The organism is Thalassotalea marina, assembly GCF_014656435.1.
In the GTDB taxonomy this organism is placed as follows: domain Bacteria; phylum Pseudomonadota; class Gammaproteobacteria; order Enterobacterales; family Alteromonadaceae; genus Thalassotalea_C; species Thalassotalea_C marina.
The window spans coordinates 214,351-228,503 of record NZ_BNCK01000004.1 but is presented as its reverse complement, the minus strand read 5'-3'; the positions used below and the strand labels follow the sequence as shown (position 1 = coordinate 228,503).

Genomic DNA, 14,153 nt, shown 5'->3' with positions numbered 1-14,153 from the left:
TAAAAGGCGAAATGAAATAAATGACAAAGTGTAGGTTTTTGTTGGTTTTGTGGTTTGTTTCATTTTCGCTGCTGTCTAAAGATCTTAATCTATTACCTAATTTTAGTAACGATAACCCACTGTCTTATCAATTTGTCCGCAGTATTGCCCAAGACCAACATGGATTTATGTGGTTTGGCACCCAAGAAGGATTACATCGCTATGATGGCTATCAGTTTGTAAGTTACCACCACAGAACTGAAGATCCGACCTCAATTGGTGCTGACGTTGTAAGCCGAGTTTTGGTTGATAAAATAGGGCGGCTATGGGTAGCGACGCGCGGAGGTGGGCTTAATCTATTTAACGCAAGTCAAAGTAACTTTTACCGATTTAACCAAAGTAGCCAAACAAGCATTGCACATAATAACGTTAATGCCTTGTTTGAAGACAGCGAAGGTAAAATTTGGGCGGGTACTGAAGATGGAATATCTATTTTGTCTGGTACAAGCCAAAGCTGGCAAATTCAACATATCAAATTTCGATTGGGCCAATCTAACGGCCTACGCCATAAAGTGGTTCATTCGATAGTTCAAGTCAATTCAAATGAAATTTGGGTTGGAACACTGGGTGGTGGTGTCAGTGCTTTCACTCTGGATGGTCAATTTGTAAAACACATACCGCTGCATTTTGGCGATACCGAGTTAAAACTAATTAACGTGTTATACAAAGATAGCGAGAACAGTGTGTGGATAGGCACTGTTGATCTAGGACTTCATAAAATTAACTTGGCGACAAATGACATTGTGCATTATGCGTTTAATGCAGAAGATGCAAAAAGTGTATCGAGTAATACGATCGAAGCGATTATCCAAGATAAACGTGGTCAAATCTGGATAGCTTCTGATAAAGGGTTAATGATATACGATCATCAAAACGACAACTTTTGGCAATACCATCATTCCCCATCTAATCCTTACAGTTTAAAAAACGATTTTATACTGACCTTGTTTGAAGACAGTGAAGAATTAATGTGGATAGGTACGTTAGCAGGGGTTAATCGATGGGATCCTAAACAAACGACGTTTTCTCAGTTTAATGCACAGAAATATCCTGAACTCACCAATAGTACGGTCACAGATTTTACGTCGAGAAATGAGGATGCAGTATTGTTTAGCACATATAGTGGTGGCATTTATCAATTAGGTAAACATAGCAATACGATTTCTACAATTGATTTACCTGAGCAATTATCTGATTTACGGGTGATGACTATCTTGTATGAAAAACAACACTTATGGATAGGGACTCGCTCGTCGGGATTGTATTATCTAGATTTACAAACGTCAGAAATTAAACACTTTCAGCATGATGCTAAAAACAACCGTTCAATTTCCGCCAATAGTATTACCGATATTATTAAAACAAGTTCAGGTGACATTTGGGTGTCTACATTCCACAATGGCATTAATCGGTTAGAAGCTGATGGTGGCTTTAAACGATATAATAAAAATGACCAAAATGTGTTATCTGGGCCAAGTTCAAATCATGTCATGCGAATTGTTGAAGATAATCAAGGTTTCTTGTGGCTCGGAACTTATGGCGGTGGGTTAAATCGATTTTCACCAAAAGATAACAGTTTTATCCATCTACAACATAACGAAAATATTGCGACGAGTATCAGTAGTGATTTAGCTTGGTTAGTGTTTAAAGACAGTAAACAAAACTTGTGGGTGGGTACACAAGCCGCAGGGTTAAATATGTTATCGGCACAAGCGATAAAAGATGAACATTATGAATTTATTCGTTTTAACGCTGTTGATGGTATGAAAAGCCGGACGGTTTATGGTATTGCTGAAGATAAAGAGTCAGGCATTTGGATCAGTACCAATAAAGGGATCTCACGTTATGACACCATGGAAAGAAGCTTTAAGCACTTTGGCATAAGCCACGGCTTAACCGAGCTTGAGTATAACCATGGTGCCTATTTTACCGATGCTGACAACACATTGTATTTTGGTAGCGCCAATGGTGTTACACGTGTTGATCCAGATAAAATTAATAAAAATCATGCTGCGCCAACGATTAAACTTATTAGTATTTCTCGGTTAAACCAGACGTTATCTTTTGACCAACCCATTGAACAAATTAAGCAGGTTAATTTTGATTATTCTGATCAATTAATTTCGTTTGAATTTGTTGGTCTCAATTACAATGATCCTGCATCAACCCAGTATCGGTATCGACTTAATGGTTTTGACAAGGCTTGGATTGATGCTGGCTCTTTACGAAAAGCAAACTACACAAATTTACCTTCGGGCAGTTACCAATTATTTGTTAAGGCCAAAAACAGCGATAATGTTTGGAGTGAACCAACCCAATTAATTGAAGTTTATATTGCTCCTGCACCTTGGAATACCTGGTGGGCTTATACACTTTATGCTGTTTTTATTGTCATCGCGATACTCTCATACATAAGAACAGTTAATAGAAAAATCGCCATAGAACAACAAAGGCAGCAGGAACTCGCTCGTCAAGTTGAAGAAAAAACACAAGAGTTTGTCGAAAAAAACGAGCAGTTAGAATTGGCCAATGCTCAGCTTGAAGAGCTGGCAATTAAAGACAACCTAACTAATGCAAAAAGCCGACGTTATCTTGATATTTATATGGAACAAGCGTCGCAATTGCTGACACAAATACATAACAACCTGTTGCCAATTCACCGTACTGTTTTACCAAGACTATATGTCGTGATGGTACAGTTATCTTCAGAAAAAGAAATTAAAGCGCATCATCTGTTAGATTGTGTAGAGCTTTTAAAATATACACGCAATAAAGATGATGTCGTGGTTAGGCTGTCTGACCATTCTTTTGCGTTAATTGGTAGTGAAAATGAGCAAAAGGCCATCGAACTTTGTGAACGTATTGCTAATAGAAGTAGTGAAATAGCACAGGACTTAACCATTAATTTGGCTTTTGGCTTTTTCCCGTTTGATATAGAAAACCCAACCGTTTTAGCTTGGGACGAGGTTAATGTCATTTTAGAACATGCGTTAAAACTATTATCGAAACGTTCAAAAAACTATTGGCTTGGCGTAACAGGTTACAAAAGCGATAAATTTTCACTGGTCAAAATATTACAATGTCAAACCTTAGAAGCATTAGAGCAAGAGCTTAAAATAGTTAAACCGTCCAGTTTTACAATTGTTTAAGATGTTCTTGCTGGAATTGTTTAGGCGTACATTGGAAAGCTTCTTTAAAGCAGCGACCAAAGTATGTTTGTGATGAAAATCCAACATCAAGAGCAATTCTACCAACTTGATTACCACTAACTAACAATTCTTTTGCTTTAACCAGTCTAAATTCTTTAATGTAGCTACTAGGTGAAACGCCTAACAACATTTTCATTTTTCGCTGCAATTGTCGTTCACTCGTTGCCATTAAGCGTGATAAAGAAGTGATGTCTAAAGCAGGGTCTACGTAATGTTGAGCAATAATGATTTCTAATCTTTCTAAAAACTTTTCATCAGGTGTTTTATCGATTACTGGCGACTCTGCCAACTGTTGGGTGTTACTTTGACTTTCTGTTTTACGGTTTGCTTTTATCTTTTCTTTAAATTCACTATAAAAAGCTTGTTTTAACACTTCTCTATTAACGAGCAAGTTATTCATACGAGTAAGCAACTCTCGGTAGTTAAATGGTTTACTCATATAGTCGTCAGCATGCAATGACAAGCCAGTTAATCGAGTATCAAGATCAGAACGAGCAGTTAACATGACGATTGGGATGTGAGAAGTCATTTCATGTTGTTTTAGATATTGTAGTACTTCAAACCCGTCGATACCGGTCAACATCAAGTCACAAACTATGATATCGGGTAAATAATTAACGGCTAAATCGATACCGGTTTCTCCGTCATCGGCAACAATACAATGGAACTCTTGTTCGACGATCTGCTTAATATGTGTCTGCATGTCTTTGTTATCTTCAATAACTAACGCGACTAAATTGTTTTCTTTCTTTTTATCGCTAATGTTGTCAGCACTATTTGACAATAAACTAGACACATCTTGGGCTAATAAACTTGCTGGTGCATTGTCTTCCTCACTTGAGGGAGACGCTAATGGCATGACCACGCTAAATTTACTGCCGTGTCCTTCAGCACTCGTTAGATTGATATCCCATTGGTGCGCTTTTACCAATTCGCTTACTAATGACAAACCAATACCAACACCAAAGGTTGCTATCTCTTTGTTACTGTCGTCACGTTGAAAACGCTCAAATATGGTCGCCTGAGCTTGGTCGCTGATACCAATGCCAGTATCTATAACCTCTAGCATAATGTTGTCGTTAATTTGGTTTGCGATGATGGACACCGTTCCACCTTTTGGTGTGTATTTAAAGGCGTTTGATAACAAGTTAAAAACAATTTTTTCAAAAGCCTGTGCGTCACAAGTAAGCCAAAGGTTGGGGGCAATATCGTGTACAAATGTCTGCTCGTTTTGTGAAGCTAGTTTATTAAAAGAGTCGATAGGCAATTTGAGTAGGGTGGTTAACTTAAAATTGCCTTTATGTAGTCTCGGATTATCGGTAACGCGAGAAAGATCTAATAATTGCTCAACCATTCTGACCAACCTTAAGCCATTTTTCTTGGCTGTGGTGAGATCTTGTCGTTCTTCCTCTGAAGAAGACTTAAGTAAGTATTGGTCAAGTAAGCCATTAATAATGGTCAGTGGAGTTCTAAATTCGTGAGAAATGTTAGCTAAGAACTGATCTTTTTGGTCAAGTGCTTTTCTTTCTGCAAGTTTTCTGTCTGTTAGGTTAATAATGGTAATAACAATAACAGGTGCTAATTTTCGTTGTGCCCATTGTAATTCTACCTGTACTGGCAATTTGCTTCCGTCGGTTCGAACTGCAATTGATTCTTTAGTTATACCGATATCTTCTCGTTCGAGCTTATTTAGGTTGTTTTGATAATCAAAGAAAAAATGTAATTCATCTTCCTGATCAAACAATCTAGATACCTTTGTATCTAACAAGTCTTGTTCAAGCGATTGAAACATTTGAATTGCCGCAGGGTTTGCCGACAGTATGTTACCCGTAACAGAGCAAGTTAATATGGCATTATTGGACGCACTGACAATTGCTTTTTCTTCACTATTGATAAACTGCTCAGATAAGTCTTGCAACTCATTTCGTTGGCGAAAATAAGTTTGCTGATATCGCTCAAGCGACATGCTCTGCGTTTTAATACGACGATTATTGATGAATAGGCTATAAATCAAATAGCAAATAGCGAGAACTACCCACAACACAACGATAACGTGATTGGAAAGTTCTGACGATAAAACGCTACTTGAAAGTGCAAATGAAGCAATATGGCAAATAACAAAGATTGCTGTACAAATTGCAGTATATACACCTTCTAAACTGGATAAGAATTTTGTTTCGGGTAATGTGTTCTTGTCACTTAATCGACTTAAAGCGCACAATAAAGCGGCTACCGCTAACAGTGTACCGGTTGCTGTTAAATGTGTGTTAGTAGCACTTTGTAAACTAAAAAGCTTAGCGCTAGAGGCTCCTTCAATAAATAGTCCAATACAAGCAATAACAAGAATCACATACAGTTTTTTCCATTCGCTACTATTGGTACTTAATGCGATTAGCAGTACACGTATAAATAACAGTATTGCAGCAGTTAACTGAAAATAGGCAATATTATTATTTAAATTTAATGTGCCGTTAGCAAATGATGGAACAATAACTAAGTATGAAAACAAAAGTACCACACTGGTAAGTGTGGGTAAGGATGATAGTGACATATCATTAGGTAGTTCGTCACTTATGTGAGGAAAACTTTCAACCGCGATAAATAGAAAAATGAATGTTAATAAAGCTATAAATCCATTGATCAAGTGAGGTATTGCTTGAAAAGCCAACAATTCATTTATTCCCAAAATAAGTGACATTACGATTGCTATAGAAACATATCGTAGAAACAAGGCCATTCTGTTGGAATGGTTTGCTTTAAAAACATAATGGCAACTCATTAAACTAATAACCAATGCAACAAGTGATATGGCACCAGTTAACTTAGGAGTGGGAAACAATGCTGCACTTATAGCTGCAAGAAAAAAAAGAAAAACAAAAACTTGAGCAAAGCGTTTAATAATGAGTTGAGAGAGCGGAAAAGTATTTTTTATCATGTATTCTTTATTGTTATTTTAACCTCCTTGTTATAGCAAAGTTTACAAGCAGTTTACAGGGATAGTCGCTATCTAGCTAGGGTATGTTGTTTTTCTCATACGTTTTTGTAATCAAGTACAATGTTTATATGGCTGGCAGCGCTAACGCTGGTGGGGATTTCTACTTTATTCTTTTAGAAGGTAACTTGTACCAACAAAAATGAGATTATTTTGCTAGTATTATTAAAGTCTACTAAATTTTAGTCGATACAAGGTTGGATAGGAAAACGTTGTACTTATTTAAAGAGAGGTTTTATGTCTATCACATTGTCTAGTGCTGCTGATGCAGTGCAATCAAATACAAGCTCTGCTCATGGTGTTCTAACGGCTAAAAAAGCGAAGGATCAGCAAGAAATTGAAGGGCAAATGGCGTTAAATTTAATTCAGTCTGCTAGTATCAACACGCAAGCGCCTGTTGGTAATAGTGGCCATAACATTAACATTACAGCCTAATGTAAGACAAAAGTAATCTAAATACAGCGTGCAGGCTTTGGTAAGCCTGCGTATTTAGTTGCCTGTTTTGCAGGCCCCTCTGGAAATAATCGATACAAATATCTACTACTTGCTTTCTCTTCACCAAACTCAGCTTTCATCGCTTTGGTTAACGCTCTAATTGCTGGTGAAGTGTTGTAAGTTAAATAAAACTCTCTAACAAAACGAATCACTTCCCAGTGTGATTCTGTTAATGTTAAATCGTCAGTTTGCGCTAAAATTGGCGCTAATTCTTCAGACCACTGTGTGTGATCTAATAAATAACCTTGTCCGTCTGTTTCAATTATTTGTTGGTTAAATTCTATGGCCATGTTTAATTCCAGGTAATAGAGTTGTTATGTTGGCAAATTAAATCTACAAGTGTGTCGCTTGTTATGGACTTCGCATTATCACCCAGTGGGATGGCTCGTGCGCTAGCATGGCGCTCGATTACGTATAAATTTTTAAAATTGAGCTTAGTTAGCCAGTGACTGTTAGCGTTGTAACAGCCGTCATCTAGTAATACGATACTGTCATTGGTACTGACTAAACTAATATAAGTTGAAAAATCTTTTTGAGACGATGATTCTCTGATCAAATGTAAAGTTGTCATATTAGAAACTAAGTATAATAGAATGTTGTTTTAATGAATTTGCGAAAGATAATTCATCTAATACGGTGACATTGTCTATATGGAAATTAGCAGCTAAACCTCTTTGTTCTAAACTGGGTTTATCCACGTAGATTTCTTCAATGTCATAAAACTCCAGCGCAGCAAAAGTTTTTAAGAAATCTTTAACGGCTAATTCACTTGGCTTTTGGTTGTTTATGAGTTGCCAAACACCATCGCCTGAAAAATAAAGTGATGTTGGGATTTCGTACGTTCCGGTAATTAATGCAACATCTAATGCTTCTTTTGCGTTAGTGTGAGAAAAGGGCGCACGTGTGTTTAAAATTGCAATTGTGTTTGTCATTAAAGTTGTACCAATTTATCTGCTTTATTGATAAGGGCTGCCAGCTCTCCAAGCCCAGATAGAGAAAAACCTTCGGCAAGCTCGGTTTCTGGGTTTACAAGCTCTGCTGGAAATAAACCAAATTTCTCAGCGGCAGTGCTACACAAATGTAATGATAATTGATGATCTTTGTTTAACTCTTGCCACAAGTGTTGCACGTTGACTTCATCTGATGGAAAGCTGATATATTTACCACCGTTTATTACGCCTTGTTGGTAAAAGAAAACCCCAATTAAGTGGTGTTCGCTTGCCAATACATCTAGGGCAAATTGATACGCTGTTTTTGTTAAATGGCTGTTTGGTGGCGTTGTCACTAATAATGCAATGTTTTTCACATAGACCTCAACAATAAAAAAAGCCCCGTTAAAAACGAGGCTTTTTATTATATTCGATTTTTTACAGAATATTAATCGTCACTGTTAAGTGCGCCTAATAAATGCAACAAACTAGTGAAGATGTTGTAAATATTTAAGTATAGGCCCACAGTTGCTCTAATGTAGTTACGCTCACCACCGTGAATGATGCGGCTGGTATCGAAAAGAATCAAACCAGACATGATCATGATGATTGCTGCACTTAACGCTAATGAAAGAGCTGGTACTTGGAAGAAGATATTGGCAATACCTGCTACTAATACAACAATCAAACCAACCATCAAGAAACCGCCCATAAACGAGAAGTCTTTTTTAGTTGTTAGTGCATAGCCAGATAAAGCAAAGAAAATTAATGCAGTACCGCCTAAAGCTTGCATGATTAACGAACCACCATTAGCCATTGCTAAGTAATGGTTAAGAATAGGACCCAATGAAGCGCCCATTAAACCAGTGAAGGCGAAGATCCAGAAGATACCGCTTGCTTTGTCGGCTTGTTTGTTAACCACAAATAATAAACCAAAAGCAATTAGTGTCATTACTAATCCGGCCATATGTGACAAATTCATTGCCATAGCCACACCTGCTGTTACCGCACTAAACGCTAATGTCATAGACAATAACATATAGGTGTTTTTTAATACCTTATTAATTTCAATCGCTGAGCTATGGCTCGCCGTTTGAAAACTCGTGTTAGGTTGCATAAAACATTCCTCTAAGAACTTTAGTTATATTTGTATAGATGAGGCACAAATCAAAAAGTTCAAGTGCCTCGGCGACATATTATGACACAGCTAATGCAAATATCTACGTCTTTATTGATTAAACTGGTTAATAATTTGTAATTTTCTATAACAGTTATTAGCGTGATCGTTTATCACACCACATGCTTGTAAGTGAGCGTAACAGATTGTAGAACCAACAAATTTAAACCCACGCTTTTTCAAATCTTTACTAAAATTATCTGAAATGTTGTTGGTTGCTAAATAGTCATCAGGAGAGTTGATGTCTCGCACTAACGTTTTATGATCAACAAACGACCACATATATTTACTGAAGCTGCCAAACTCTTGCTGTATTTCAATAAACTTTACGGCATTGTTAATTGCCGCTTCTATCTTCTTTCTGTTACGAATAATGCCTGAGTTTTGGATCAACTTCTCTACATCCTGTTCGTTGAAAGTTGCAACTTTGTTTACGTCAAAATTAGCAAACGCTTTTCGATATTCGTCTCTTCTTTTTAATATGGTGTACCAACTTAAACCCGCTTGAGCAGATTCAAGTGTTAAAAACTCAAATAATTTATCGTCATCGTGAACAGGGACACCCCATTCATTATCGTGATATGCGACATAGTCAGGCTTAGAAAGGTCAACCCAATGGCATCGACATGGTTGTTCTTTGTCCATTTAAAACTCTTTTTGTTGTTTGAATGCGCAAAGTGTTTATTTTATTAGCAAACGAACCAATTCTTTAAAATAAATGCTTTACAAGCGATAACTGACACTTTAATATTCGCACCGTCTTCAAGCAAGACATGTTTTCAGGTGAGATGGCTGAGTGGTCGAAAGCACCGGTCTTGAAAACCGGCAAGGGTTTGTAGCCCTTCTAGGGTTCAAATCCCTATCTCACCGCCATATAAGAAAAGCCCGCTTTATAGCGGGCTTTTTGCTTTCAAACACTTCGTAATCCACAATTCTTAATACTTTAATTTACAGATTGAGTGAAACACCTCAGTTTTGTCTTATGTCTTTGTTTTGATATTAAATAGTGCAATGAACTTCCCACACTTTGCTAGACATCAAATGGGTTACCTTGTAACTTTAACTTGATGTGCCTAAGAGCAAAAACAAATCTTTAAAAAGCTCCATTTGACCAAAATAAATAGGATATTTACGAGATGCCATTTACGCCATTTCATATGGGCCCAGGAATACTAATAAAGTCACTGTTAAAAGGTAGTTTCAGTTTAATGGTATTTGGCTGGACACAAATTGTAATGGACATTCAACCGTTAATAGTGCTGATTACGGGTGAGGGACATTTGCATGGCTTTACCCATACCTATGTTGGTGCAACATTGATTGCGATTTTTGCAGCACTGTCTGGAAAGTATTTATCAGAACTTGGCCTAAAAATACTAAGAATCACGGAAAACGGTGCACCAATATCAATTAGTTGGTGGGTTGTGTATTTAAGTGCAGTTATCGGTAGCTATAGTCATGTATTGTTAGACAGTATTATGCATGCAGACGTTGAACCTTTTTTTCCCTTTATGTTTGACAATCAGTTTTTAGAAATCGTCTCTGTGTCGATGTTACACAAAGTTTGTCTATACAGTGGTTTAATTGGTGCAGCCATTTATTTTGGCATCGCTTGGCATTTAAAAGGAAAAATTAAATGAAAAAAGTAGTCGTTCTTGGTGGATATGGAAATTTTGGTAAGCGTATCGTTGAAAACCTTGCCAGCACCGATGGCATAACCATTTATGTTGCGGGCAGAAATCAAAACAAGGCAGTTGACTGTATTAATCAATTAAAAGTCAATTCAGTAGCAACATTGGAGCTTCTGGTAGTCGATATTTTTGCTGCTGATTTCGAAGAGCGATTAAAAGCGCTATCACCTTTCCTAGTGATCCACACCAGTGGACCATTTCAGGGGCAAGATTACCGAGTACCCAAAGCATGTATTGCAGCAGGTGCTCATTACATTGACTTGGCAGATGATCGCCGTTTTGTTTGCGATATTGCTGAGCTTAACACATCAGCTAAAGAAAAAGGTGTCTTGGCCGTTAGCGGTGCGAGCTCTGTTCCTGGGCTCTCTTCAACCGTTATCGATCACTATCAAGAGCAATTCACAGAATTAACATCCATTGATTTAGCCATAGCTCCTGGAAACAAAGCGGAACGCGGTTTAGCGACAGTAGAAGCAATACTCTCGTACACTGGTCACCCAATAAATGTATTTAAAGACGGTCGGTGGCAGGATGTTTTTGGTTGGATGGACTCAAAAGTTAATGATTTTGGTGGCTTTGTTGGCAACCGACGGTTAGCTAACGTTGATGTGCCGGATTTAGAACTATTCCCAGAGCGCTATGGTGTTCTTGAGCGAGTTAGCTTTCAAGCGGGTCTAGAGCTATCCGTTTTGCATCAAACCATGGTTGGCATGGCAGCCTTAGCCAAAAGAGGTTTAGTAAAAAACTGGGCACCTCTGGCTAAATCAATTGTCGCCACAAGTAACTTGTTTTTGCCCTTTGGCACAGACAAAGGCGCAATGGAAGTTTTACTGAAAGGGATTGATCAAAATGGAAAAGAAAAGACCATCAAATGGACCTTGTATGCACCCAAAGGAAATGGGCCATATATTCCAACATTATCGACAATCATTCTTGCTCAAAAACTACTAGAGGGTAGTAATACTGAAACTGGCGCTAAGCCTTGTGTCGGCTTATTTGAGCTAAATGATTTTGCACCATTTTTCGAAGCACTAGATATCCATTTTGAAGAGCAATTATAGGTGACACATTGGAGTATTATCTAACGTTAAAACTCATCCATATATTGGCTGCCGTAGTAGTGACAGGCACTGGCGCGGGTATTGCCTTTTTTATGTTTATGGTTAATAGATCCAACAACCCTCAGGCGATTTATATAACCGCACAACATGTTATTCTTGGAGATTGGCTTTTCACCACTCCGGCGGTGATCACTCAAGTAACAACAGGAGTTTTATTGATGAACCTGCAAGGCTATTCATTTAACTCTCCGTGGTTCTACTGGGTGATTGGCTTATTCGCTTTTATAGGTGTTTGTTGGCTACCTGTACTTTGTATTCAGTATCGACTGCGAGCATTAGCTAAAGTTTCTGTCGACTCGAATAAAGTGGTACCTGAATTCAAATCTTTGATGAGAACTTGGACATTACTTGGTATACCTGCGTTTATTGCTATCTTGGCGATCTTCTGGTTAATGGTCTTCAAACCATTTCCTGTCGCTTGAGGGGATATCAATGAAACCAATTAGCCAAGAAACATTAAATAAGGCAGCAATATATTCATTGGCTTTTTTGTGGATTTTTACTGGACTAACATCAATATTCTTCTTGCCAGAAATTGGTTATCAGATTTTAGGTAGTGCCAACATCACCGGCACTTTAGCTGATATAGTGTTAATTGGCGGTGGTACTTTAGATATCATGCTTGGGGTATGGCTTTTAACTTCATTTCGAATCAAACTATGTTGCGCATTACAAGTTGCAGTTATAGTTGTTTATACCTTACTGTTAACGATAATAGATCCAAGTTATTGGCTACATCCATTTGGGCCAGTTACTAAGAATTTGCCAATTATCGTCCTAATCATTTATCTGTATAACAGCAAAGCAGATGAGATATAGAAAACCTTATGAAATTAAACCTATCAACGATTCAAATTGCCAGATTCATTATTTCATTTAGCTGGCTTTATCATGGCATTTTTCCCAAACTCGTGCACATAGCACCGTTAGAAAAACTGATGACGGCAAGTATTGGCTTGTCAGATGATTTATCTTATTTTGTCACTAAAGCTGCTGGAGTTGGTGAGGTTATCTTTGGCCTGATGTTTTTTGTTTTTTATAAAACAAAAGTATTTAATGTGTTAAATATTGTTGGGCTTGCTGGTTTATTAGTTTTTGTCGCCGTATTACAGCCTCACATTCTCATTGAAGCATTTAACCCAGTTACTACCAACATTACGCTAATTGGCTTTAGTTTGATTTTGTTAAACGAGTTTAAAGACAAAAATGAAGTAGTTACTGCGTAAAAAAGGAAAATTATGCAATCGGGCAAGTACAATCAAAACGAATATCCACCACACATGCGGGAAAATGATTGCGTTATATTGTTTGATGGCGTTTGCAAGCTTTGTAACGCATGGAGCCACTTTATCATTAAGTATGATACGCAACACCGTTTTAAGCTTTGTAGTGTTCAATCATCAGAAGGTCAGGCCATTTTAAAACACTTTAATATGCCAACAGAACAATTTGACACCATGTTGTATGTTCAAGGATGTAAGCCATTTGATAAAAGTGATGCCTTTTTAGAAGTTGTGCATAAACTCGGTTTGCCATGGCGGCTGTTATATGTTTTTAAGCTTATACCAAAAAGTTTAAGAAATTGGCTATACGACCGTATCGCCCTCAATAGATATTCGTTGTTTGGCAAATACGAGACATGTATGTTACCTAATAAGCAGAATGAAAATAGGTTTTTGAAAGATAAGACTTTATAAGACGACACTAGTCAAAATTCTTTATGATTGCGATTTTATGTTTATGTTTGCTCCAGATAGGCTATTAGAGATAAAACTTTTTGACTACTTTGCTGTTTTCAAAGCTTTGTCAATTTAATTAAGTCCATACCAGTTATTTTACACATCTATTTTTTTAAATAATAACAAATAGTTAATCAACATATCGATAGGTTAGAAGATCTAACTATTATCTGCTTTTAATTCATTTTTCTGTTCATTATTTGACAACTTAGAAAAAGCGTGCAAATATCCGCAACATATTGCGGATATTTCTGAGGTACTTAAATGAACGATAGTTTGACTAATAATTTGTTGCTACAAAACATGCTTTTTACTGGTAAAGTGTCCACCGATTTTGGCAATCTGATCAGTGTACAAATGACGCCAGTATATGAGTCTTTGGGCATTATAATTCCCGTAAAATCAAGCTCAATAATGGCGATGATTAAAAAACACAAAATAATATCATTAGCCGATTTATCAAAAGCATTACATCAGTCTCACCAACTGGTTAATCAAAAGCTTCCTAAGCTTCACCAACTTAATCTCATTACCAAAGAAAGTGATCCAAATGACAAAAGATGCAAAGTTTTTTCATTAACAGAGCAGGGGGAAAAACAAGTTCAATTGTTAACAGAACAAAGTGAAAAAATACGAGAACTATTTTGTGGATTATCTACAGAGTTAGGAGTTGATATTCATGCTTTATTAGAGTCAGCCATTGACGCTCTCAATAATGAAAGTTTGTTAACACGCTTTGAAAAGCTTTAATAAGGACACTT

The 14,153-nt window shown here is 37.1% G+C and carries 16 protein-coding genes and 1 tRNA gene; 10 read left to right on the top strand and 7 right to left on the bottom strand.

The genetic code is table 11. The features are described 5' to 3' along the window. Nucleotides 1-20: 20 nt before the first annotated feature. Nucleotides 21-3,188 (top strand): ligand-binding sensor domain-containing protein, encoded by a 3,168-nt coding sequence (locus IE199_RS10270; protein ID WP_189769993.1) that lies wholly within the window; start codon nucleotides 21-23, stop codon nucleotides 3,186-3,188. On the opposite strand, the gene IE199_RS10265 is transcribed toward IE199_RS10270, so the two are convergent. Beyond that, on the bottom strand, nucleotides 3,175-5,946 hold the full coding sequence (locus IE199_RS10265; protein WP_189769991.1) for an ATP-binding protein: 2,772 nt from the start codon (nucleotides 5,944-5,946) through the stop codon (nucleotides 3,175-3,177). The genes IE199_RS10270 and IE199_RS10265 overlap by 14 nt on opposite strands. 531 nt (nucleotides 5,947-6,477) lie before the next feature. Here IE199_RS10265 and IE199_RS10260 point away from each other — a divergent pair. Continuing rightward, nucleotides 6,478-6,675 (top strand): cytoplasmic protein, encoded by a 198-nt coding sequence (locus tag IE199_RS10260; RefSeq protein WP_189769989.1) that lies wholly within the window; start codon nucleotides 6,478-6,480, stop codon nucleotides 6,673-6,675. 17 nt (nucleotides 6,676-6,692) lie between these two features. Here IE199_RS10260 and IE199_RS10255 read toward each other — a convergent pair whose 3' ends face one another. From IE199_RS10255 to IE199_RS10230, 6 genes are all read right to left on the bottom strand, one after another. Next, on the bottom strand, nucleotides 6,693-7,025 hold the full coding sequence (locus IE199_RS10255; RefSeq protein ID WP_189769988.1) for a TusE/DsrC/DsvC family sulfur relay protein: 333 nt from the start codon (nucleotides 7,023-7,025) through the stop codon (nucleotides 6,693-6,695). 2 nt (nucleotides 7,026-7,027) lie between these two features. Then, nucleotides 7,028-7,306 (bottom strand): sulfurtransferase complex subunit TusB, encoded by a 279-nt coding sequence (gene tusB, locus IE199_RS10250; RefSeq protein ID WP_189769986.1) that lies wholly within the window; start codon nucleotides 7,304-7,306, stop codon nucleotides 7,028-7,030. A gap of 1 nt (nucleotide 7,307) precedes the next feature. After that, nucleotides 7,308-7,667, bottom strand: a complete 360-nt coding sequence (gene tusC / locus IE199_RS10245) for a sulfurtransferase complex subunit TusC (RefSeq protein ID WP_189769984.1) — start codon at nucleotides 7,665-7,667, stop codon at nucleotides 7,308-7,310. Beyond that, nucleotides 7,667-8,041, bottom strand: coding sequence for a sulfurtransferase complex subunit TusD (tusD, locus tag IE199_RS10240; RefSeq protein ID WP_189769982.1), 375 nt, complete (start codon nucleotides 8,039-8,041; stop codon nucleotides 7,667-7,669). The genes tusC and tusD overlap by 1 nt, the downstream gene beginning before the upstream one ends. Nucleotides 8,042-8,112: 71 nt before the next feature. Further along, on the bottom strand, nucleotides 8,113-8,781 hold the full coding sequence (locus IE199_RS10235) for a Bax inhibitor-1/YccA family protein (RefSeq protein ID WP_189769980.1): 669 nt from the start codon (nucleotides 8,779-8,781) through the stop codon (nucleotides 8,113-8,115). Nucleotides 8,782-8,892: 111 nt separating this feature from the next. Then, nucleotides 8,893-9,486 carry a DNA-3-methyladenine glycosylase I gene (locus IE199_RS10230; protein ID WP_189769978.1) on the bottom strand — a complete coding sequence of 198 codons (594 nt, stop codon included), beginning with the start codon at nucleotides 9,484-9,486 and terminating at the stop codon, nucleotides 8,893-8,895. Between the two features lie 137 nt (nucleotides 9,487-9,623). On the opposite strand from IE199_RS10230, the gene IE199_RS10225 reads away from it, so the two are divergent. The 8 genes from IE199_RS10225 to IE199_RS10190 all read left to right on the top strand — a co-directional run bounded on the left by IE199_RS10225 (nucleotide 9,624) and on the right by IE199_RS10190 (nucleotide 14,142). Further along, nucleotides 9,624-9,714: transfer RNA gene (locus tag IE199_RS10225), tRNA-Ser, on the top strand. 263 nt (nucleotides 9,715-9,977) lie between these two features. Continuing rightward, a complete protein-coding gene (locus IE199_RS10220) occupies nucleotides 9,978-10,481 on the top strand; it encodes a metal-dependent hydrolase (RefSeq protein WP_189769976.1) in 504 nt (167 codons plus the stop codon). Next, nucleotides 10,478-11,593: a saccharopine dehydrogenase family protein gene (locus tag IE199_RS10215; RefSeq protein WP_189769974.1), complete on the top strand. Its 1,116-nt coding sequence runs from the start codon at nucleotides 10,478-10,480 to the stop codon at nucleotides 11,591-11,593. Before IE199_RS10220 ends, IE199_RS10215 begins: the two co-directional genes overlap by 4 nt. Before the next feature lie 8 nt (nucleotides 11,594-11,601). Continuing rightward, nucleotides 11,602-12,075 (top strand): DUF2269 family protein, encoded by a 474-nt coding sequence (locus IE199_RS10210; protein WP_189769972.1) that lies wholly within the window; start codon nucleotides 11,602-11,604, stop codon nucleotides 12,073-12,075. A gap of 10 nt (nucleotides 12,076-12,085) precedes the next feature. Continuing rightward, nucleotides 12,086-12,472, top strand: coding sequence for a DoxX-like family protein (locus IE199_RS10205; protein ID WP_189769970.1), 387 nt, complete (start codon nucleotides 12,086-12,088; stop codon nucleotides 12,470-12,472). Nucleotides 12,473-12,480: 8 nt separating this feature from the next. Next, on the top strand, nucleotides 12,481-12,879 hold the full coding sequence (locus IE199_RS10200; protein ID WP_189769969.1) for a DoxX-like family protein: 399 nt from the start codon (nucleotides 12,481-12,483) through the stop codon (nucleotides 12,877-12,879). A 12-nt stretch (nucleotides 12,880-12,891) separates the two neighbouring features. Next, entirely contained in the window at nucleotides 12,892-13,350 is a 459-nt protein-coding gene (locus tag IE199_RS10195) for a thiol-disulfide oxidoreductase DCC family protein (RefSeq protein ID WP_229854653.1), read from the top strand. Nucleotides 13,351-13,656: 306 nt separating this feature from the next. Next, nucleotides 13,657-14,142: a MarR family transcriptional regulator gene (locus IE199_RS10190; RefSeq protein ID WP_189769967.1), complete on the top strand. Its 486-nt coding sequence runs from the start codon at nucleotides 13,657-13,659 to the stop codon at nucleotides 14,140-14,142. Nucleotides 14,143-14,153: the final 11 nt, after the last annotated feature.

Excerpts from the sequence above, each read along its gene's own strand:
- IE199_RS10270 (WP_189769993.1), top strand. The coding sequence starts at position 21 with ATGACAAAGTGTAGGTTTTTGTTGGTTTTGTGGTTTGTTTCATTTTCG.
- IE199_RS10265 (WP_189769991.1), bottom strand. The coding sequence starts at position 5,946 with ATGTCACTTATTTTGGGAATAAATGAATTGTTGGCTTTTCAAGCAATA.
- IE199_RS10260 (WP_189769989.1), top strand. The coding sequence starts at position 6,478 with ATGTCTATCACATTGTCTAGTGCTGCTGATGCAGTGCAATCAAATACA.
- IE199_RS10255 (WP_189769988.1), bottom strand. The coding sequence starts at position 7,025 with ATGGCCATAGAATTTAACCAACAAATAATTGAAACAGACGGACAAGGT.
- tusB (WP_189769986.1), bottom strand. The coding sequence starts at position 7,306 with ATGACAACTTTACATTTGATCAGAGAATCATCGTCTCAAAAAGATTTT.
- tusC (WP_189769984.1), bottom strand. The coding sequence starts at position 7,667 with ATGACAAACACAATTGCAATTTTAAACACACGTGCGCCCTTTTCTCAC.
- IE199_RS10235 (WP_189769980.1), bottom strand. The coding sequence starts at position 8,781 with ATGCAACCTAACACGAGTTTTCAAACGGCGAGCCATAGCTCAGCGATT.
- IE199_RS10230 (WP_189769978.1), bottom strand. The coding sequence starts at position 9,486 with ATGGACAAAGAACAACCATGTCGATGCCATTGGGTTGACCTTTCTAAG.
- IE199_RS10220 (WP_189769976.1), top strand. The coding sequence starts at position 9,978 with ATGCCATTTACGCCATTTCATATGGGCCCAGGAATACTAATAAAGTCA.
- IE199_RS10215 (WP_189769974.1), top strand. The coding sequence starts at position 10,478 with ATGAAAAAAGTAGTCGTTCTTGGTGGATATGGAAATTTTGGTAAGCGT.
- IE199_RS10205 (WP_189769970.1), top strand. The coding sequence starts at position 12,086 with ATGAAACCAATTAGCCAAGAAACATTAAATAAGGCAGCAATATATTCA.
- IE199_RS10200 (WP_189769969.1), top strand. The coding sequence starts at position 12,481 with ATGAAATTAAACCTATCAACGATTCAAATTGCCAGATTCATTATTTCA.
- IE199_RS10195 (WP_229854653.1), top strand. The coding sequence starts at position 12,892 with ATGCAATCGGGCAAGTACAATCAAAACGAATATCCACCACACATGCGG.
- IE199_RS10190 (WP_189769967.1), top strand. The coding sequence starts at position 13,657 with ATGAACGATAGTTTGACTAATAATTTGTTGCTACAAAACATGCTTTTT.